This window comes from Streptomyces canus (genome assembly GCF_030816965.1).
In the GTDB taxonomy this organism is placed as follows: domain Bacteria; phylum Actinomycetota; class Actinomycetes; order Streptomycetales; family Streptomycetaceae; genus Streptomyces; species Streptomyces canus_E.
In genome coordinates this window covers 2,537,352-2,556,332 of the sequence record NZ_JAUSYQ010000002.1, presented here as the reverse complement: position 1 = coordinate 2,556,332, position 18,981 = coordinate 2,537,352, and the positions used below count along the sequence as shown (strand labels likewise).

At 71.0% G+C, this 18,981-nt stretch carries 18 protein-coding genes and 3 pseudogenes; 13 read left to right on the top strand and 8 right to left on the bottom strand.

All coding sequences use genetic code 11. From position 1 onward, the window contains the following. Positions 1–37: 37 nt before the first annotated feature. Positions 38–790, top strand: a complete 753-nt coding sequence (locus QF027_RS12770) for a uracil-DNA glycosylase (protein ID WP_306983010.1) — start codon at positions 38–40, stop codon at positions 788–790. Between the two features lie 9 nt (positions 791–799). Next, the gene (gene pip / locus QF027_RS12765; protein WP_307074563.1) at positions 800–1,768 is read left to right on the top strand and encodes a prolyl aminopeptidase; all 969 of its coding nucleotides are present in this window, start codon (positions 800–802) and stop codon (positions 1,766–1,768) included. Here the strand turns inward: pip and QF027_RS12760 are convergent. Next, complete coding sequence (locus QF027_RS12760) at positions 1,765–2,433, bottom strand: GntR family transcriptional regulator (protein ID WP_307074560.1); 669 nt, start codon at positions 2,431–2,433, stop codon at positions 1,765–1,767. The genes pip and QF027_RS12760 overlap by 4 nt on opposite strands. A gap of 156 nt (positions 2,434–2,589) precedes the next feature. Here QF027_RS12760 and QF027_RS12755 point away from each other — a divergent pair, with 156 nt between their 5' ends. Together QF027_RS12755 and QF027_RS12750 are read left to right on the top strand one after the other, a co-directional pair. Further along, positions 2,590–4,068 (top strand): NCS1 family nucleobase:cation symporter-1, encoded by a 1,479-nt coding sequence (locus tag QF027_RS12755; RefSeq protein ID WP_307074558.1) that lies wholly within the window; start codon positions 2,590–2,592, stop codon positions 4,066–4,068. 5 nt (positions 4,069–4,073) lie between these two features. Continuing rightward, positions 4,074–4,794, top strand: a pseudogene (locus QF027_RS12750) (aspartate/glutamate racemase family protein). A 21-nt stretch (positions 4,795–4,815) separates the two neighbouring features. Here the strand turns inward: QF027_RS12750 and QF027_RS12745 are convergent. Continuing rightward, the gene (locus QF027_RS12745) at positions 4,816–5,265 is read right to left on the bottom strand and encodes a GNAT family N-acetyltransferase (RefSeq protein WP_307074556.1); all 450 of its coding nucleotides are present in this window, start codon (positions 5,263–5,265) and stop codon (positions 4,816–4,818) included. After that, positions 5,262–5,675: a RidA family protein gene (locus tag QF027_RS12740; RefSeq protein ID WP_307074554.1), complete on the bottom strand. Its 414-nt coding sequence runs from the start codon at positions 5,673–5,675 to the stop codon at positions 5,262–5,264. Before QF027_RS12740 ends, QF027_RS12745 begins: the two co-directional genes overlap by 4 nt. Before the next feature lie 152 nt (positions 5,676–5,827). Between QF027_RS12740 and QF027_RS12735 the strand changes: the two genes are divergently transcribed. Continuing rightward, positions 5,828–6,592: a nucleotidyltransferase domain-containing protein gene (locus tag QF027_RS12735; protein ID WP_306983025.1), complete on the top strand. Its 765-nt coding sequence runs from the start codon at positions 5,828–5,830 to the stop codon at positions 6,590–6,592. 233 nt (positions 6,593–6,825) lie between these two features. Further along, on the top strand, positions 6,826–8,769 hold the full coding sequence (locus tag QF027_RS12730) for an FUSC family protein (protein WP_307074553.1): 1,944 nt from the start codon (positions 6,826–6,828) through the stop codon (positions 8,767–8,769). 33 nt (positions 8,770–8,802) lie between these two features. On the opposite strand, the gene QF027_RS12725 is transcribed toward QF027_RS12730, so the two are convergent. Then, complete coding sequence (locus QF027_RS12725; protein WP_306983029.1) at positions 8,803–9,783, bottom strand: endonuclease/exonuclease/phosphatase family protein; 981 nt, start codon at positions 9,781–9,783, stop codon at positions 8,803–8,805. Positions 9,784–9,921: 138 nt separating this feature from the next. Here QF027_RS12725 and QF027_RS12720 point away from each other — a divergent pair. The 5 genes and pseudogenes from QF027_RS12720 to QF027_RS12700 all read left to right on the top strand — a co-directional run bounded on the left by QF027_RS12720 (position 9,922) and on the right by QF027_RS12700 (position 13,961). Then, positions 9,922–11,272, top strand: a pseudogene (locus QF027_RS12720) (amidohydrolase). Positions 11,273–11,391: 119 nt separating this feature from the next. Next, on the top strand, positions 11,392–11,607 hold the full coding sequence (locus tag QF027_RS12715; RefSeq protein WP_306983033.1) for a hypothetical protein: 216 nt from the start codon (positions 11,392–11,394) through the stop codon (positions 11,605–11,607). Between the two features lie 25 nt (positions 11,608–11,632). Further along, the gene (locus QF027_RS12710; RefSeq protein WP_307074550.1) at positions 11,633–12,802 is read left to right on the top strand and encodes a cytochrome P450 family protein; all 1,170 of its coding nucleotides are present in this window, start codon (positions 11,633–11,635) and stop codon (positions 12,800–12,802) included. A 123-nt stretch (positions 12,803–12,925) separates the two neighbouring features. After that, positions 12,926–13,603: pseudogene (locus QF027_RS12705) on the top strand (DUF899 domain-containing protein). Positions 13,604–13,775: 172 nt separating this feature from the next. Then, on the top strand, positions 13,776–13,961 hold the full coding sequence (locus QF027_RS12700; RefSeq protein ID WP_306986736.1) for a hypothetical protein: 186 nt from the start codon (positions 13,776–13,778) through the stop codon (positions 13,959–13,961). A gap of 2 nt (positions 13,962–13,963) precedes the next feature. Here the strand turns inward: QF027_RS12700 and QF027_RS12695 are convergent, their stop codons facing one another. The 3 genes from QF027_RS12695 to QF027_RS12685 form a co-directional block, all read right to left on the bottom strand. After that, complete coding sequence (locus QF027_RS12695; RefSeq protein ID WP_306983038.1) at positions 13,964–15,907, bottom strand: ABC transporter ATP-binding protein; 1,944 nt, start codon at positions 15,905–15,907, stop codon at positions 13,964–13,966. A gap of 187 nt (positions 15,908–16,094) precedes the next feature. Further along, positions 16,095–16,541: a hypothetical protein gene (locus QF027_RS12690; protein ID WP_306983040.1), complete on the bottom strand. Its 447-nt coding sequence runs from the start codon at positions 16,539–16,541 to the stop codon at positions 16,095–16,097. Continuing rightward, complete coding sequence (locus QF027_RS12685) at positions 16,532–17,191, bottom strand: ATP-binding protein (protein ID WP_306983043.1); 660 nt, start codon at positions 17,189–17,191, stop codon at positions 16,532–16,534. The genes QF027_RS12690 and QF027_RS12685 overlap by 10 nt, the downstream gene beginning before the upstream one ends. Positions 17,192–17,440: 249 nt before the next feature. On the opposite strand from QF027_RS12685, the gene QF027_RS12680 reads away from it, so the two are divergent. Together QF027_RS12680 and QF027_RS12675 are read left to right on the top strand one after the other, a co-directional pair. Beyond that, positions 17,441–18,301: a helix-turn-helix domain-containing protein gene (locus QF027_RS12680; protein WP_307074548.1), complete on the top strand. Its 861-nt coding sequence runs from the start codon at positions 17,441–17,443 to the stop codon at positions 18,299–18,301. Next, positions 18,302–18,556: a DUF397 domain-containing protein gene (locus QF027_RS12675; protein WP_007381290.1), complete on the top strand. Its 255-nt coding sequence runs from the start codon at positions 18,302–18,304 to the stop codon at positions 18,554–18,556. Positions 18,557–18,652: 96 nt separating this feature from the next. On the opposite strand, the gene QF027_RS12670 is transcribed toward QF027_RS12675, so the two are convergent. After that, entirely contained in the window at positions 18,653–18,856 is a 204-nt protein-coding gene (locus tag QF027_RS12670) for a hypothetical protein (protein WP_307074546.1), read from the bottom strand. Between the last annotated feature and the right edge of the window lie 125 nt (positions 18,857–18,981).

The window sequence follows — 18,981 nt, the reverse complement described above, 5'->3', positions numbered from 1 at the left end:
GCCCGGAGTGCCGGCCCACCCCACCCTCACGGCTCGGATGTGCCCGTACCGTGGAACGGTGAACGCCCTCGCCGATCTCGACCGCCGGATCGCGGGCTGTCGCGCCTGTCCACGGCTGGTCGACTGGCGGGAGGAGGTGGCCCGGACCAAGCGGGCCGCGTTCGCCGACTGGACGTACTGGGGGCGGCCGGTGCCCGGCTTCGGGCCGGCGGACGCGCGGATGCTGATCGTCGGGCTCGCGCCGGCCGCGCACGGCGGGAACCGTACCGGGCGGATGTTCACCGGTGACCGTTCCGGGGACGTGCTGTACCAGGCGCTGTACGACATCGGGCTCGCCTCGCAGCCGACCGCCGTGACCGCGGACGACGGCCTGGAGCTGTACGGCGTGCGGATCACCTCGCCCGTGCACTGCGCCCCGCCCGCCAACAAGCCCACTCCTGGGGAGCGCGACACCTGCCGGCCCTGGCTGGTCCAGGAGCTGAACCTGCTGCGGCCCACGCTGCGGAGCGTGGTCGTGCTGGGTGCCTTCGGCTGGCAGGCCGCGCTGCCCGCGTTCGCGGAGGCGGGCTGGAGCGTGCCCCGGCCGCGGCCCGTCTTCGGACACGGCGCGCGCGTCCCGCTCGACGGCCTCGAACTCTTCGGCTGTTTCCACGTCAGCCAGCGCAACACCTTCACCGGCAAGCTCACGCCCGCGATGCTGCGGGACGTGCTGAGCACGGCTGCCGAGAGGGCAGGACTGCGTGGCCGTACCGCCGAAAACCTGACGACGGGACCGCCGTACGACGGTTAGGGTCGCCGGATGCCCCTCTACCCCGAGATCGAACCGTACGACCACGGCATGCTCGACGTCGGCGACGGCAACCACGTGTACTGGGAGACCTGCGGGAATCCGGACGGCAAGCCGGCGGTGGTGCTGCACGGTGGGCCGGGGTCCGGCTGCACGCCGTGGGTGCGTCGGCTGTTCGACCCCGCCGCGTACCGGATCGTGCTCCTCGACCAACGTGGCGCCGGGCGGTCGACGCCGCACGCGAGCGCGTACGACACGGACATGAGCGTCAACACGACCCCGCATCTCATCGCGGACCTGGAGCTGCTGCGGCGGCATCTGGGGATCGAGCGGTGGCTGGTGTGGGGCATCTCCTTCGGGTCGATGCTCGGGCTGCGATACGCGCAGACCCATCCGGAGGCCGTGACGGAGCTGGTGCTGACCGGGATCGCGACCGGCGCGAATCCCGAAGTCACCCTGCTGACCAGGGGACTTGGGAAGATCTTCCCGGCGGCGTTCGCACAGTTCGTCGGCGAGCTGCCGGTCGAGGAGCGGGCCGGGAACATCCCCGCCGCCTACAACCGGTTGCTGGAGTCGCCCGATCCTGAGGTGCGCGAGCGGGCGGCGCGGGCCTGGACCGACTGGGAGACGGCGATCGAGTCCGCGCCGCCGCGGTCCGTGCCGCGCTACGAGGACCCGGTGTTCCGGCAGGGCTTCGCCCGTACCGTCACCCACTACTGGGGCAACGACCACTTCCTGGGCGAGGGCAACGACGAGGGCGTCGTCCTGCGCGACGCGCCCCTCCTCAAGGACATCCCCGGCACCCTCGTCCAGGGCAGCCTCGACCTCGGCAACCTCCTCGGCACCGTCTGGCGGCTCCATCACGCCTGGCCCGGCAGCGAGTTGACGGTGATCGACGACGGCGCACACTTCGCGGGGGAGCGGGGTGTGGACGTGATGGTTGCGGCGACGGACAAGTACGCGCGCGGCTGGACCCGTTAGATCCTCTCGCCCGTGTCCCCGAACAGCTGCCGTACCGTCGACTCGTAGTTGGTCCGCACGTGCGCGAGGGCGTGCGCGCGGGCCCGGTCCGGGTCGCCGGACGCGATCGCCTCGTACAAGTCCCGGTGTTCGACGAGGAGCTGGGGCCACTCCTCGTTCCGCCGGGTCATCCAGCGCAGCCGCCCCGCAACCGGTTCCAGGGCGTCGACCAGCAGGCTGTTGCGGGCCATGGCCACGATGCTGTCGTGCAGACGGCTGTTGACGTCCGTGATCGTCTCCGCGTCGCCCGCCTCGGTCGCGGTCGCCGCGAGGGCGAGGAGCCGCTCGACCTCGGCGAGGTCCTGAGGGGTCGCGCGCGTGGCGGCGAGGCCGGCGGCGTACACCTCCAACGCCTCGCGCAGCTCGAAGAGTTCCTTGACGTCGTTCGGGGTCAGTCGCCGTACGACCGTCCGGCGGGGCGTCTCGAAGTGGACGAAGCCCTCGGCGACCAGCGCGCGGATCGCCTCGCGGACCGGCACCCGGGAGACCCCGAAGCGCTCGGCGAGCTCCCGCTCGACCAGCCGGTCGCCCGGGCGCAGCCCGCCCGCGATGATCTCCTGCCGCAGGGTGGCCAGGACGCGTTCGCGGACGGCGCCGAGAGGCTCGATGTTCGTCGTGGAGCTCATGGAGCCATCTTCTCCGACTCCGGAGCTGTTTTACGAAGCGTTAACGGACGCGACATCGGTCGGAACTCTTGACGGCGGGACCATGTCCGCAGTTTGGTATACCAAAACTGGATGCCAGGCGGCCGCCCCCCTCCTGTCCCCGTCCCTGGAGGTCCCGTGTCCCTCGCCGACCGTGCCGAAGTCACCGGCGCACCAGCGTTCGTCCCCGATCCCCGGCTCACCAACGAAGACCTGGCGCCCGCCGGCAAGCGCAACTGGAAGGTCTTCGACCTCTTCGCCATGTGGATGTCCGACGTCCACAACCTGGGCAACTACACCTTCGCGGCCGGACTGCTGGTTCTCGGCATGAACGTGTGGCAGGTCTTCACGTCCCTGCTCGTCGGCTTCGTGCTGATCTACGTCGGCATGAACTGGATGGGGAAGATCGGCCAGCGCCACGGCGTGCCGTTCCCCGTCGTCAGCCGTATCAGCTTCGGTGTGTGGGGCGCCAACATCCCGGCCCTCATCCGGGCCGTGATCGCCATCATGTGGTACGGCATCCAGACCTATCTGGCCTCCGTCGCCGTCAACGTGATGCTGCTGGCCGCCTGGCCGGGCCTGGAGTCCTGGACGCACAGCTCCTTCCTCGGCCTCGACGCGCTCGGCTGGGTCTCCTTCCTCTCCCTGTGGCTGATCCAGGCGCTGATCATCAGCCAGGGCATGGAGTCGGTGCGGAAGTTCCAGGACTTCTGCGGTCCCGCGATCTGGCTGGTCATGATCGCGCTGGCGATCTGGGTGCTGGCCAAGGCCGGCTGGAGCATCTCGCTCACCACCACCCCGCACCCGGTCTCCGTCGGTGAGCAGTGGCGGCAGTGGTTCGGCGCGATCGGCCTGATCCTCGCCACGTACGGCACGCTGATGCTCAACTTCTGCGACTTCTCGCGCTTCGCACCGGACTACAAGACCGTCCGCCGCGGCAACTTCTGGGGCCTGCCCATCAACTCCACGGCCTTCGTGGTCGTCTCCGTGATCGTCACCGCGGGCTCGCTGGAGGTCTGGGGCCAGGCCATCACCGACCCGGCGGAGCTCGTCGCCAAGGTCGGCAACACCTGGGTGATGGTCCTGGGCGCGCTCACCTTCGCCGTCGCCACCATGGGCGTCAACATCGTCGCCAACTTCGTCTCACCGGCGTACGACCTCGCCAACGTCTGGCCGCAGAAGATCACCTTCAGGATCGGCGGCATGATCAGCACGGTCGCGGCGCTGCTCGTGACCCCGTGGAACCTCTTCTCCAACCCCACGGTCGTCAACTACTTCCTCGGCGGACTCGGCGCCTTCCTCGGCCCGCTGTTCGGCGTGATCATGCTCGACTACTACTGGGTCAAGAAGGGCCGCGTGGACGTGGACGAGCTGTTCAAGGCCGAGCCCGGCTCCCGCTACTACTACCGCAAGGGGGTCAACCCCAAGGCCCTGTGGGCGTTCCTGCCGGCGGCCGCGGTCGCGGGCGTCCTCGCCCTGTTGAAGACGTTCAGCGACGTGGCCCCGTACTCCTGGTTCATCGGTACGGCGCTCGCGGCCGGCCTGTACGCGCTGCTGTGCCGGAGCGAGCGGACCTCCGACTCCGCCGGTGTGACCGAGAAGCCTCTGGAGGTCTGAGGAACGTGCGGATCGTCGTCACCAACTGCAACACCACGCAGGAGATGACCGAGGAGATCGTACGAGGTGCCCGGGCCGCCGCAGGCCCGGGCACCGCCGTGCTCGGGCTCACCCCGCGGTGGGGACCCGAGTCCGCGGAGGGCTGGCTCGACAGCTATCTGTCCGCGGCGGCGGTCATCGACCTGCTGCGCACGTACGAGGGTCCTCCCTACGACGCCGTCGTCATGGCCGGCTTCGGCGAGCACGGCCGGGAGGGGCGTCCGGGAGCTGGTGGACGTACCGGTCGTCGACATCACCGAGGCCGCCGCCCATCTGGCCTGTCTGCTCGGCCGGCGCTACGGCGTGGTGACCACGCTGGAGCGGTCGTGCGGGCAGATCGAGGACAGCCTGGAGCTGGCGGGGGTGGGGCGCAACTGCGCCGCCGTCGTCGGGACCGGACTGGGGGTTCTCGACCTGGGCGACGCCGACCGCACGGAGGCCGCGTTCCTGGCGGCCGCCGAGCGGGTGCGGGACGCGGGCGCCGAGGTCCTGGTGCTGGGGTGCGCGGGGATGACCGGGCTGCAGCGGACGGTGGGGGAGAAGCTGGGGCTTCCCGTCGTCGACGGGGTGGGGGCGGCGGTGAAGCTCGCGGAGTCGCTGGTGGGGCTGGGGCTGAACACCAGTCGGGCGGGAGGGTATGCCAAGCCGGTGCCGAAGCGGCGGGTGTGGGGAGCGCGGTCGGACTGACGGGGTTCGGGGCGGCACGCTTCAGGGCCGCCACACATACCGCACGTCCGGCTCCCGCTCCTCGTTGCCGCTGCCGTCGGTGCGTTCGGCCTCGACGAAGCCGTGACGTTCGTAGAAGCGGTGGGCCGGCCTGTTGACCTGGAAGGTCCACAGGCTCAGCCCCCGCGGACTGCGTTCCTTGGCGAGCGCGACGAACCGGTCGCCGATGCCGTGCCCCCGCCAGTCGGGGTCGAGATACAGCTGGGACAGCAGGTCGCCGGCGATCACCATGAGGCCCACGACCTGTTCCTCCGCCACCGCCACCCACGTCTCCCGCGACGGCACCACGACGTCCCGGATGTAGGCACGCACCTCGTCGTCGGACCGTGGCCGTACGACCGTCGGCAACGCGGCGGTGAAGGAACGCAGATAGACGTCGGCCGTGGCGGAGGCGTCGGAGGCGGTGGCCCGGCGGATGACGACCGCGCTCACCGCGAGGCCCTCTCCGGTACGGCGGCCGTGGCCGTGATCTCCACCAACTGGCCCGTGTAGCCGAGGCAGGCGACCCCGATCAGTGTCGACGAGTGCGGGCCGGTGCTCAGCCCGGACGCCTCCACGACCTCCCACACGGCGGACAGCACCGCCGGCTCGCTGCTCACGACGTGCACGTCGGTGGCCAGCACGTGTTCCAAGTCACTTCCCACCGCGTGCAGTTGCTCCCGAAGGTTCGCGATCACCTGCTCGGCCTGCCGCGCCGGGTCCCCCTCACCGACGAGGTTCCCCTTCGCGTCCAGCGGAACGGACCCGGCCAGAAACGCGAGTTTCGTGCCGGCCTCGACGACGGAGGCGTGGGAGTAGGCCGGCGGTGGGAACAGGGCCGGGACAGTGACGCGCTGGATCACGTGGACTCCTGGGGTGAACGGCAGACAACTTTCCGATCATCGGGGGCGGGGGACGGGACCGCACCTGAATTTCCGGGCCCGGGGAAGCGGGTTTGCAACGCTGGCCGCGTAAACCCGTGGAGGGACGCCCCCGGGCTTCGTACGCTGCGCCCATGTCCCCCACACTCTCCGACGCCGCCTTCCTCGACACCACCGCCGACCGGCTCGCCGCCCTTCCCGCCGTCCGGGCCGTTGCCCTCGGCGGCTCCCGCGCCCAGGGGACCGCACGGCCGGACAGCGACTGGGACCTGGCGGTCTACTACCGGGGCGCCTTCGACCCGGCCGATCTCCGTGCCGTCGGCTGGGAGGGCGAGGTGTCCGAGATCGGCGGCTGGGGTGGCGGGGTGTTCAACGGGGGTGCCTGGCTGACGATCGACGAGCGGCGGGTCGACGTCCACTACCGCGATCTCGACGTGGTGGAACGGGAGCTGGCGGAGGCGGAGGAGGGGCGGTTCAGGGTGGAGCCGTTGCTGTTCCATCTCGCGGGAATCCCCACCTACCTGATCGTGGCCGAGCTCGCGATCAACCAAATCCTGAGGGGTGACCTCCCGCGCCCCGCGGCCTACCCGCCGAAACTCCGTGCCGCGGCCGCCGCCCGCTGGCGCGACACCGCCCACGCCACCCTCGCCTACGCCGAGGCCCACCATGCCCCGGCCGCCCGCCTCACCGAGACGGCCGGAACCCTCGCCACGTCCGCCGTGCAGATGGGGCACTCGGTGCTGGCAGGGCGGGGGGAGTGGGTGACGAATGAGAAACGGCTGCTGGAACGGGCCGGACTGCGGGACGTCGACCGGATCGTCGAGTCCTTGACGGCATCACCCGGGTCGGCCGTCCGCGCGGTCGCGGAGGTGCGGGAGTTGTTCGACAGAACGAACTGAGCGGGCTGAGCGTCCGCCGACTCGCCCTCCCGGGTTGCGTTCATAAAGAACGTGGCCCCTGCAGACATCGTCACACCCCAGTAACACAAGCGTCCCGGACCCTCCAGGAACGCGCTCTACCGTGGACACCACAGCCCAACGCCCGGCCACCGTCGCCCGAAGGCACACCCCCGCCTCCCCCAGACGACAGGAGCCCCGTGTCATTCGCCCTACCGCCCTGGCTCGCTCACGCTTTGCGTGCTCAGCGTGGGCCGATTCCCTGGAACGCCGTGGTGCGGGGCGCGTTGTCGGCCGGGCCCATCCTCCTGGTCGCCGTCCTCGCCGACCGCACCTCCCTCGGTGTGGTCGCCGCCATCGCCGCCATGCTCGCCGGGATCAACGACCGGCCCGGGAGCCGGCGGGTCTCCGTCAAGCGGATCGGGGTGCCGGCGCTCGCCGGGGCGGTCGGGATGTTCGTGGGGACCACCGCGGGGGAGCACATCGGGGCGGTCCCACTGACCGTGCTGCTGACCCTTGTCGGGCTGGTCGCGGGGGGTGTCAGTGCCGTCGGACCCGTCGCCTCCGGGGCCGGTACGCAGCTGCTGGTCGCTTCGGCGATCGGGGCGGGCATGCCGTTGCCGGAGGAAGGGGGGCTGCGGGCCGTCGTGTATCTCGGCGGTGCCTGCTGGCTGCTCGCGCTGCGGCTGGTGCTGCCCACCCCCGGTGCCCTCGTCGGGGACTTCCGGTTCGACGGCGAGCGGGAGGCCGTCGCCGAGGTGTACGACGCCGTCGCCGCGCTCCTGGACGCCGTGGGAAGTGAGAACGCCACCGCGCGGCGCGTCGCGCTCACCGCCGCCCTCGATCACGCGCAGGACGCGCTCACCGGACCCCGGCTGCGGCGGTACGCCAGCTCGGCCGCCGAGCGGCGGCTGCACGCGCAGTATGCCGCCGCGCTGCCGCTCGCCGAGGCCGCCACCGCGCTCGCCTGGGCGGAGGAGGCGGTGCCCGGGCGGGCCTCCGCGGGACCCCGACGGCTCGCCGTCGCCGTACGGGAGAACACGCACACCGGGCCGTTGCCCGCGCCCGCCCGGTCGGCGCCCGCGCTCCGGGCACTCGACGACGCGTTGCTGCGGGCCGCCGAGGCCTTCGACCGGGGCCGGGGCGGGGATCTGCACAAGCGCCGGCTCACCGTCCGGGGCGTGCTGCGGTCCGTTTTCGGGGCCGGCGGGCGGGAGTACGGGCTGCGGGTCGCCCTCTGCTTCGGGGCAAGCGTCGCCGTGGCACAGGCGCTGCACCACTCCCACTGGTACGGGGAGCACCAGCACTGGTACTGGCTGCCCGCCACCACCGTCTTCCTCGTCAAGCCCGACCTCGGACCGCTCGTCTCCCGGGTGCTGTGCCGGGCCGCCGGGACCGTCCTCGGAGCGCTGGTCTTCGCCGGATTCGCGCTCATGCTGCCGCGGCCCGAAGGACTCGTCGCGCTGGTCGCCGTCAGCGGGGCGCTCATTCCCGTGGCCACCCGGCACTTCGCCGCGCAGACCGCCGTCGTCACGGTCCTCGTCCTGGCGCTCGTGATGGTGGGCGGCGAGCCGCAGGCCTCCGTCGGCCGGATCACCGAGACCCTGCTCGCCTGCGCGATCGTGCTGATCGTGGGGCACCTGCCGATGCCGGGGCAGCGGGGCGGGGGAGTGCGGTCCCGGCTGGCCGCGGCGAGTGGCGCGGCCGAGGCGTACCTCACGCATGTTCTGCGGGAGACCGAACGGCCTGGCCCACGGGAGATGGCGCGGCCTGGTCCACGGCAGACCGAGCGGCCTGTTCCACGGCAGACCCCGCGCCCTGTCCCACAAGGCGCCGGGTCCGTCGTACGAGACACCCCCGCCGACGACACCCGCGCCCGGCGCTGGACCCTCCGCCGCGAGGCCTACCGCGCGCTCGCCGAGGCCCGTACCGCCATCGCCCTCGCCGCCGCCGAACTCCCCGCGCTCGCCCGGCACTCGGAGGGCGCCGACGAGATCGTCGCCGTGCTCGAAGGGATCGTCGACACGACCACCGCCTGCGCCGTCCACCTCGACGACTCAGGGCGACTCGCCCCCGAACAGGTCCAACGGCTCACCGAACTACTCGACGAACTCGGCCGACTCGACGAGGGGCGAGGACGAGTGGGCGTTCAACTGCCCGGAGTTCCCCTCGCCGGTTAGGGCCGGGTAGAGCCGGTCAAGGCCGGTGAGGAGTTACACCCGTACCCACACCGGTGCGTGGTCCGACCCGGGCGTCCCCACCCGTTTCTTCGGATCCTCGTCCACCGACGGCAGGACGAGGGCGTCCTCCTGCTGCTCGGGCAGGCCTGTCCCCGCCTCCACGATGCGGCGGGCCAGACGGTGGCTCACCAGGACGTGGTCGATCAGTTCGGCGCGCCCGAAGCTGACCCGGGAGAAGCGGCGCGCTGCGGGTATGCGCGGGGCGATGTCCCACAGCCGGAACGGATCGCCGAGGTCGGACTTGAGGAACGCGCGCGGTTTGTCGAGCTCGGAGCCGGGCGGCCCGAGCAGGATCTGTGTGGTGGCGGCGTTCACCACGTCGTTCATGTCGCCGAGGACGATCACGTCCCGTTCGGTCCCGGCGCCTTCGAGCAGGAAGTCCGCGAGGGCGCGCAGGGTCGTCGCCTCGGCCGCCCGCCGGTAGAGGGCGTAGGCGCCGAAGCGGGCCCGTTCGGCCTCGTCGTGCGGCTGGAAGCGGGTCCGGTCCCCGGTGCCCGGATACGACAGCAGCTTCGACTTGAGATGGGCGACCGCCACCTGGAGCACCCCGTCGCCGGTGCCGGTCTCCACGGCGAGGAAACCGCGGCTGGTCTCCCTTTCGTGCGCGTCCGGCTTGTTGCCGTCCTTGACCTGCACGGGGTGCAGCCCGTCCGCGAACGCATGGGTGTCCCGCCGTATCCGCAGGGGGGTACGGCTGAGGAAGCCGACGCGGATGCCCCTGTGGTCCGCGTGCCGGGAGAGCGCGGTGTGCCACTCCCCGCCGATCGCCTTGACCAGATCGGCGAGTGTCTCCTCCTGCCCGACCTCCTGGACGCCCAGCAGCGCCGGGTCGAGCGTGGTGATCACGGAGGCGAGGGCCGCCACTTTCGCCTCGTACTCGGCCTCGGTCCTGGGAGCGCCGTCGCCGCTGTGCGGCAGCATCAGATTCTCTAGATTCCAGGTGCCGACGAGCATGCCGGACCCCTTCCGGAAGGCGTACGACGGGCGGTGCGGTGAGGCCGGCGTGCATGTGCCCGCGCCGCCGCGACAGAGCGGCGACGGGATGCGCCGTTCACCCACTGGGGGGGCAGGACCGCGTCGTACGGTGCCTGTATGACGCCTTCCCCCGCAGGTCTCATCATCACCCCGTGCACGGTGCTGGCGCACGACGATCATGAGCAGGTCGGGTTCGTGCACGACGCCGCGATCGTCGTACGGGAGGGTGTCATCGAGTCGGTGATCAGCAGTGCGCAGGCCGAGGAACTGCCCGCGGCGGAGCGCATCGACGGGCGGGGGCAGATCGCCCTTCCCGGGCTCGTCAACTGCCACACCCACGCGCCCATGGTCGCCCTGCGCGGTGTCGCGGAGGATCTGCCGACCGAGGAGTGGTTCAACGACGTCGTCTGGCCGATCGAGTCCAACCTCACCGAGAAGGATGTGGAGTTGGGGGCACGGCTGGCCTGCGCCGAGATGATCCGGGGCGGTGTCACCTGCTTCGCCGACCACTACTTCTCGATGGACGCCGTCGCCGCGGTCGTCGAGGAGTGCGGCATCCGCGCGTCTCGGGGAGGCGTACTTCTCCTCGCAGGGGCCCCAAGGGCGGGAGAAGTCCCTGGAGTTCGCTCTACGGCACCGCGGCGGCGCCGGTGGCCGCATCACCACGGCGCTCGCCCCGCACGCGCCCTACACCGTGGACGACAGCGACCTCACCGCGACCGCCTCGCTCGCCCTGGAGCACGGCCTCCCCGTCCATCTCCACGCCGCCGAGAACCGCGACCAGGCCGAGACGAGCCTCGCCCGGCACGGTGTGACGCCCATCGAGGTGTTGCGGCGCACCGGGATCCTCGACACGGACGTCCTGATCGCGCACGGCACCGGCATCCTCGACAGGGACCTGCCGATTCTCGCAAGTGCCGTCGGCCGTACGGCTGTCGCGACCGCCCCCCGCGGCTACCTCAAGTTCGCCTGGCCCACCACCACGCCCGTGCGCGCCCTGCACGACATCGGAATCCCCGTCGGACTCGCCACGGACGGGGCCGCCTCCAACAACTCCCTCGACGTATGGGAGTCGATGGCGCTCACCGCGCTGATCCAGAAGTCGACGACCGGTGACCCGCGCTGGCTGACGTCCCGTCAAGCCCTGCACCACGCGACCCTCCAGAGCGCCCGCGCCGTCGGCCTCGGTGAGGTCGTCGGCAGCATCGCCCCCGGCCGGCGTGCCGATATCATCCTGGTCGACCTCACCGGCCCGCACACCCAGCCCGTCCACGACCTCGCCGCCACCCTGGTCCACAGCGCCCGCTCCTCCGACGTGCGTACGACGATCGTCGACGGCCGTGTGCTGATGCGGGACCGGGAGCTGCTCACTGTTGATGTGGGCGCGGTCGTAAGGGAGTTGGGGGAGCGGATGCCCGGACTGCTGGACCGGAGCCATGGCAAACGGATCCAGGATTACAACACCTGAAATCCGGCCTGAGAGAAGCGTTTTGGCGCCAACCGTCGGTGACCGGGCGGTTGCGAGGGATGGTTTCACGCTACACATGAAAGCCGGAGCGCACCTGTCTGACGGGGAGGACCGGCCCAGTGGAGCTGACGATCGACGTCGCGGTACTGCTCGCTGTGATCATCGTGCTGCGGTTGCGTCGGCGAACGCATGCGCGCAGTCGGAACGACGAGAAGCTGACCGTGGCCATCGTGCTGGTCTTCGGGATTCTGATCGCTCCCACCGCCTTCGGGCACGGAGTCGTGGACGTCGTCGGTCAACTCGCCCAGGGGGTCACCGAGTCGGGCAGCCCATGATCTCCGCGCCGCTAGGCTGACGCCCATGGACCCCGCCGACGACCTCCTCGACCGCCCCTACGACGTGTACCGGCGCCTGCGCGACACCGCGCCCGTGCATCGGATCGCCGGGCCCGACGGGACGCCCGCCTGGATCGTCACGCGGTACGACGACGTGCGGGCGGCTCTCGCCGATCCGCGGTTGTCGCTGGACAAGCGGTACGCCACGGCGGGGACGTACAAGGGGTTCTCGTTGCCGCCCGCGCTCGACGCCAACCTGCTCAACATGGATCCGCCGGACCACACCCGGATCCGTCGGCTGGTCGGGCGGGCCTTCACCCCGCGTCGGATCGAACAGTTGCGCGGGCCGATCCGGCGCACCGCCGACCGGCTCCTCGACGCGCTCGGTTCCCACGGGACCACCGATCTCATCGCCTCCTACGCCGCGCCCCTCCCGATCACGGTCATCTGTGACCTGCTCGGGATTCCGGACGAGCACCGGCTGGACTTCCGGGTGTGGACCGACACCCTCGTCGCGCCGGACCCGGCGGCCGGACCCACAGCGGCCAAGGAGGCGGTCGTGTCGATGCTCGGCTTCTTCACGCGGCTCCTCACCGACAAGCGCCGGGCACCCGCGGACGACCTGCTCTCCGATCTGATCGCCGTCCGCGACGAGGGCGACCGGCTCAGCGAGGACGAGCTGATGTCGTTGGCCTTCCTCATCCTCTTCGCCGGGTACGAGAACACCGTGCAGCTGATCGGGAACGCGGTGCTCGCCCTGTTCCAGCACCCCGGACAGCTCGCCGCCCTGCGCGAGGACGCGACCCGGCTCCCCGCGGCCGTCGAGGAGTTCCTCCGCTACGAGGGCCCTGCCCTGCTGGCCATCCGCCGCTTCCCCGTGGAGGACGTCACCATTGGCGGGGTCACCGTCCCCGCGGGCGAGACGGTCTGGGTCTCCCCGTCCGCCGCCAACCGCGACCCCGACCGCTTTCCCGACCCCGACCGTCTGGACCTCGCCCGCGACGCCTCCGGCCACCTCGCCCTCGGCCACGGCATCCACTACTGCCTCGGCGCCCCGCTGGCCCGTGCCGAGACCGAGATCGCCCTGGCCGCGCTGCTGGAACGGTTCCCGGATCTCGCGCTCGCCGAGCCCACCCCGAGGTGGCGCACCTCCCTGCGCGCCCGGGGCCTGCTCGCGCTCCAGGTGTCGTACTGAGTCAACCCGTCCCAGCACAGCTTCGACCCGTCCCATCAAACCCGTCCAGGAATGTGTCGCGACAGCGATGAGTTCCCCCCCACGGTCACCACCTCGAACGGACCGTTGCACAGGAGGGACCTCATGGCGCTTCCGGAGATCGTCTCTCCGGACGAATGGCGCGCGGAGCTGCTGGTCAGGGAGAAGGCGGCCACGCGCGCGGGACGCCCTCAACGCCGAGCGGTGCAGGCTTCCCACGGTCGAGGTCGAGGAGGAGTACGTCTTCGAAGGCGGTGACGGCAAGGCCACCCTGCTCGACCTCTTCGAGGGGCGCGGCCAATCGTCGTCCACCACTTCATGTTCGCGCCCGAATGGGACGCGGGCTGCCGCAGCTGCTCCGCCTTCCTGGACCAGATCGGACACCTGGCCCATCTCAAGGCGCGGGGGACGACATTCGCGGCCGTGTCGAGAGCGCCGTATACGAAGATCCTGCCGTTCAAGGCGCGGATGGGATGGGCCGTGCCCTGGTACTCGTCGTACGGCGGCGACTTCGACCACGACTTCGAGGCCACCCTGGAGATCGACGGCGAACCGGCCGAGCGACCCGGCATCAGTTGCTTCCTGCGCGACCTTGACCGGGTCTTCCACACCTACTCGACCTATGAACGCGGCCTCGACGGACTCGGCTCGACCACCAGCTTCCCCGACCTCGCCGCACTGGGACGGCAGGGGGAATGGGAGGAACCCAAGGGGCGCGCGTCCGCTCTCGGGGCGCCTGCGGGCAGCGTACGCATGAGGTATCACGGAGAGTACGAGATCTGACACGGAGGGTGGGTGATGTCGTCGCACGGTGACGGGACCCTCACACTCCGGGGTGAATCTGTGTCGGCTACGTCTCAGTACGGCAACTCACCGAGGCTTTCGGGCCCTGGAAGGCGTTAACTCCTACAAGCGCTCCTACGGGGAGTGCAACGCTTTCTGGAGGTGCAGGGTGGTGAACGGGCGAACAGTGCTCGAACGCTTTCCCGCTGGCGGGCCGCGCGGATCGTGGCCGGCGGAGGAGTTCGCGCAGGCGAGGCGTCTTGAGGGGCTGCCGGCGGAGGTCGTCATGGATCTCGCGTCGGACACGTTCCTGGTGATCGTCCGCAGTGGAGAGGCAGCGGTAGACGTTGTCGCGTGAGGTCAGCCCGCCTCCTTGGCGGGCACCTTTGCCGTGAACTGCTCGGCCTGGAGCGAGTACAGCTCCGCGTAGACACCACCGGAGGCGAGGAGCTCGTCGGGCGTGCCCGACTCCACGAGCCGGCCCTGCTCCAGGACGTGCACCAGGTCCGCGTGGCGTACGGACGCCAGCCGATGGGTGATCAGGACGACCGTCTGACCGGTGCCGGCCAGGGCGCGGATCTTCTCGAAGACCTCCAGCTCTGCCCGTGCGTCCAGGGCGGCCGTCGGCTCGTCCACGATCAGGATGCGCCCGCGCCGGTAGGCGGCGCGGGCGATCCCGAGCCGCTGCCACTGCCCGCCGGACAGCTCGTGCCCGCCGCTGAAGTTGCGGGCCAGCAGGGTGTCCAGGCCGCGCGGCAGATCGGCCAGCACCTCCCCGGCTCCGGCCTCGGCGACCGCGCCGGACACCCGCTCCTCGGTGAGCGGCACCGAGGAGCGGCCCACCGCCACATTGACGCGGGCGGTGAACGGCCACCGCTTGAAGTCCTGGGCGACCATCGCGACCCGCTCGGCGAGCAGCTGCCGGTCCGCGTGCGCCGCGTCCAGGTCGTCCCACAGGATCCGGCCCCGGTCGGGGGCGTACAGCCCCGCGAGCAGCTTGACCAGGGTGGTCTTGCCGGAGCCGTTCTCCCCGACCAGCGCGACGATCTTGCCGAGCGGCAGGGTGAGGGTCACGTCGTCGAGCGCGGGGTGGGTCGCGTCGCCCGGGTAGGAGAAGGAGACGTTCTCGAAGCGGATCTCCCGCGGCTCGTCCGGCAGCGCGGCCCCACCCTCCGGGATCGCCCGCTCGGCCGCCTCCGTGTAGAGCCGCTGGAGGTCGCCCACGAACAGGGCCTCCTCGTGCAGCGCGTTCATCTCGATGACCAGGGTGTTCAGGCTCTGCGAGCCGGTGCGCACGGCGATCACGGCCGTACCCGCCACCGACAGCGCCATCGCGCCCGCCAGCAGCAGCCCGCCCAGTGTCGCGTACGTCGCCACCGTCGCCAGGCCCGTCCAGGCCGCCGCTATCAGACCCGTCCGGGCCGCGAGCCGGGCCAGTCGGGCCTGCTCCGCCTCCGCCGTCTCCGCCATCGCGCGGTAGTGCCTGAGCAGGAACGGCCCCACCCCGTGGACACGGATCTCCGGCGCCGCCTCCGGCTCGATCAGCAGGGCGCCGAGCAGGCGGCCCGCCCGCACGTGCTGCACCCAGGTGTGGAAGGACTCGTACTGGCGGCGCGCGATGGTCAGCGCGCCCCAGCCGCTCGGGATCGTCATCGTGACCAGCAGCGGCAGCAGCGCCGGGTGCAGCACGGTCAGCACGCCCGCCGCCGCGATCAGCGAGATCATCGCGTTCACCACCCGCGTCGCGAACGAGATCATCCGGCGGGCCGAGGTGGCGCCGTACTGCGCGGTGTCCAGCAGCTTGTGGAAGGCGTGGTCCTCGATCGCGGCCAGCTCGACGGTGGCCGCCCGCTCCAGATACCGCTCGGTCGCCACCCGCTCCACCTTGGGCTCGAGGCGTCCGGTGGCATGCGTCGACGCGGCCCGCAACAGCGCCCCGAGGAGCATCACGGCGGCCATGGTGACCAAGGCGGGCACAGCCCCTCGCAGCCGGTCCTCCAGCGCGCCCCCGCCGATCAGCCGGCCCAGCACACTGTTGACCGCGAGCAGACTCACCGCCTGCGCGAGACCCCGGGTCACCTCGGCGGCCAGCACGGTCCGCGCGGCCCGCCGGTCCGCTTCCCAGGCCAGCCGGAGACTCGCCGACAACAGCGACGGCAGCCGCCCCACCATGGCCCGGAACCCCAGCTCCAGAAACGCGTCGGAGTGGGAGTTCCAGCCCGTGTCGTACCTCAGCGGCCCCCCGAAGAGCAGGCGCTCCGACTCGGAGACTCCGGGCTGCTCAGTGTCACGCCGTTTCCCCACCGCAGACCTCCCCCGATCCTGGACGGGGCCACTATGGCGGCGGCGGGGCGCATGGAGGGAGGGCGCAAAAGGGGGCGGAGAAAACACGCGGGCGTACAACGCGCCGCGAAGGGGCGCGGGGCTGCGTCACTATGCGGCTCCGCCGCGCGGGCGCGGTCGGCCCCGCAGGCCCGCGCCGAAAGGCGGCCTACCCGGCAGAACTGACCGGCCTCGACCAACCAGGAGTCGTCCCCGTCAGCCGGCACAACGCCAGATACAGCGGTATCGGCGGCGTGTACGGCAACGTCCCCTCAGCCCGATGGACAAGAGACGGCACCACCGGGGCGTCCGGAACAACCGCCCCGGTGGCGTACTGGGCAGGCCTGGGCCATTCGAGCGCGTAGTCGGAGTCGGCAGGAACGATCCACCACCAGTGCGTGTCGTCGGCGTACACACACCCGACCCGCGGCAACCGGGTCACCAGCTCTCTGCTCAACTGCACCGGCACCCCGACCGCGTCGCAGCCCAGCGGCACCGTCATCCCCTCCGGAACGGCCAGCCTGCGCGGCGTCCCCGGCGCCCGCAGCCCGCGGCCGAGGCGGACCAGCGTATCCATGGTCAGCACCTGGCCGCCGGATCCGCCGCTCACGCCCATGCGCCCGCGCCCGCTCCGTGATCGCGCGCTTCCCCCACGGGTGCCGCTCTGTGATGCTCCTCGGCCTCGTCCCCCTGGCCCGATCCCCCGGAGGGAACCGGCTTGGGGCGGGCTCCCCAGCCCAGATCGTTGCGCGGGCCGGTGTCCTCGCGGGGTGCGTCCGCCTTGCGCGGCAGCTCCGCCCAGACCAGCAGACCGGGGCCGTGCTCATGGGCGCCCCACGCGTGACAGAGGGAGTCGACGAGGAGCAGTCCCCTCCCGTGCTCCTCTTCGCCGCGCTGCGGGGACGGGTGCGGTTCACCTGGCGCGCAGCCCTCGTCACGTACGGCTATCCGCACCAGGTCGTCATCGTCGTGCAGCTCGCAGACCACACGGCTGCTCGCGGTGTGCACGATGGCGTTGGTGACCAGCTCGGAGACGACCAGGGCGGCCGAGTCGCAGGTGTCCTCGCAGACCGCCCAATGGGTCAGCCGCGCCCTCGTCAGGCGTCTGGCCTGCGCGGGAGAACCCGGATGCGCGGCCAGCTCGAAACGGAACCGGCGCCGGGCAGCAGCCCTGTCGGGCCCTTCTGCCGCGACAGCGCCGAGACCCGGGGGGTGGCCTACGGCAGCGTCTGTTCCTAAGGGCGGGGACGGAATCACGCTTGCCACTATCGCCCCGTCGTGAACACTTGGCAAGTGTCACTCTGAAAAATGCAGAGTGCTGTGTGACGTGGTGAGAGGCCGTGGCACACTGCTCGCAACAGCATCTTGGGCGGCGCCAGTTGGGATCACCGGAGATCCGTACGCAGCGGTATTCGTATCCGTACAGATTTTCGAGTTGGGTCTTCGAATGGCGCCGCTGGGCTGTCAGCATGCTGGTGGCTCTGGCGCCCGTACATGACTTCGTGGAGGTGGAGCGTGAGCGAACCGCGGTCCGCGCCGACGGTCGGCCAGGTCGTCCTCGGCCGACGCCTGCTGGACCTGCGGGAACGTGCCGGGCTCAAACGCGAAGAAGCCGCCCGTATCCTCCGTGTCGCCCCCGCCACCGTCCGCCGTATGGAGATGGCCGAGGTGGGGCTCAAGATCCCGTACCTCCAGCTCCTGCTGAAGGCCTACGGCGTCAGTGACCAGGAGGCCGAGGACTTCGTCCAGCTCGCCGAGGACGCCAACCGCCCCGGCTGGTGGCAGCGCTTCCATGACGTGCTGCCCGGCTGGTTCTCGATGCACGTCAGCCTGGAGGGCGCGGCCGCGCTCATCCGCGAGTACGAGCCGCACTTCGTCCCCGGTCTGCTGCAGACGGAGGACTACGCGCGTGGCGTCCTGCGCTCGGGCGCCATCGGCCAGACCAGCCCCGAGGACATCGAGCGCCATGTCGCCCTGCGCATGGAACGGCAGGGACTGCTCACCCGTCAGGACGCGCCCCGGTTGTGGGTCGTCATGGACGAGACCGTGCTGCGCCGCCCCGTCGGCGGCCCGGAGGTGATGCGTGCCCAGATCGACAAACTGCTCGAGGCAACGAAGCTGCCCCACGTGACGCTCCAGGTCGCCCCGTTCGCCAACGGGCCGCACCCCGGCACGTACGGGCCCTTCGTGCTCTTCCGATTCGCCGTGCCCGAACTTCCGGACATGGTCTACAGCGAGTACCTGACCGGCGCGATCTATCTGGACGCGCGCGTCGAGGTGGCGACCCATCTCGAGGTCATGGACCGCATGGCGGCGCAGGCCGCTACGGCACATCGCACGAAGGAGATCCTCCGGGATCTCCGCAAGGAGCTGTGAATGAATCGCATCAAGCCGCGCCTACCCGTCTACAACGGCATGCCCGCCCGGGAGTTGGGGAGCGAAGGCTGGCACAAGCCGTGGAGCGGCGGCAACGGCGGCAACTGCCTGGAGGCGATGAAGCTCGCCGACGGCCGGATCGCCGTCCGCCAGTCCACCGATCCGGACGGGCCGGCGCTGATCTACACCACCGACGAGATGACCGCGTTCATCGAGGGCGCGAAGGCGGGGGTGGCCGACTTCCTGCTCTCCTGACCTCAGTGCTCAATTGATCGGTAATCACTTAATGGTTGAGATGGACACCAACAAGCCGCATCCCGCGGATGTGCGACTCGTATCTCGGAGGCACACTCAGAACCAGGACGCCATGCGCCGTGGGGCATCCACCAGCCTGCTGACGGCCACCACCGACAGCGGTGGCTGCTCCGCCTTGTCGGGGCCGAGGTTCAGGCCGTAGGAGATCTGCTCGATCGACGGCGGTCCGACTGCGACATTGCGCCGGACCGTCGACGCCGAGGACTGCTCACCGGCCTTCACGGGATACGACGCCGCCATGGTGCCGGTACGGCCGACTCCCGCCTTTCGGACAGTTCCCGGGGGAGATCGGGCAGGAGCGGACGCGTGGGGCTCCTCGGGGGGCAGGCCCCAGGGGGATCAGCCCCAGGGGGATCAGCGGATGC

What these genes read in the sequence shown, in the direction of transcription:
- QF027_RS12670 (WP_307074546.1), bottom strand. Translation starts at nt 18,856, where the DNA reads ATGGCGGCGTCGTATCCCGTGAAGGCCGGTGAGCAGTCCTCGGCGTCG.
- QF027_RS12760 (WP_307074560.1), bottom strand. Translation starts at nt 2,433, where the DNA reads ATGAGCTCCACGACGAACATCGAGCCTCTCGGCGCCGTCCGCGAACGC.
- pip (WP_307074563.1), top strand. Translation starts at nt 800, where the DNA reads ATGCCCCTCTACCCCGAGATCGAACCGTACGACCACGGCATGCTCGAC.
- QF027_RS12710 (WP_307074550.1), top strand. Translation starts at nt 11,633, where the DNA reads ATGGACCCCGCCGACGACCTCCTCGACCGCCCCTACGACGTGTACCGG.
- QF027_RS12675 (WP_007381290.1), top strand. Translation starts at nt 18,302, where the DNA reads ATGAATCGCATCAAGCCGCGCCTACCCGTCTACAACGGCATGCCCGCC.
- QF027_RS12770 (WP_306983010.1), top strand. Translation starts at nt 38, where the DNA reads ATGTGCCCGTACCGTGGAACGGTGAACGCCCTCGCCGATCTCGACCGC.
- QF027_RS12735 (WP_306983025.1), top strand. Translation starts at nt 5,828, where the DNA reads ATGTCCCCCACACTCTCCGACGCCGCCTTCCTCGACACCACCGCCGAC.
- QF027_RS12725 (WP_306983029.1), bottom strand. Translation starts at nt 9,783, where the DNA reads ATGCTCGTCGGCACCTGGAATCTAGAGAATCTGATGCTGCCGCACAGC.
- QF027_RS12690 (WP_306983040.1), bottom strand. Translation starts at nt 16,541, where the DNA reads ATGGGCGTGAGCGGCGGATCCGGCGGCCAGGTGCTGACCATGGATACG.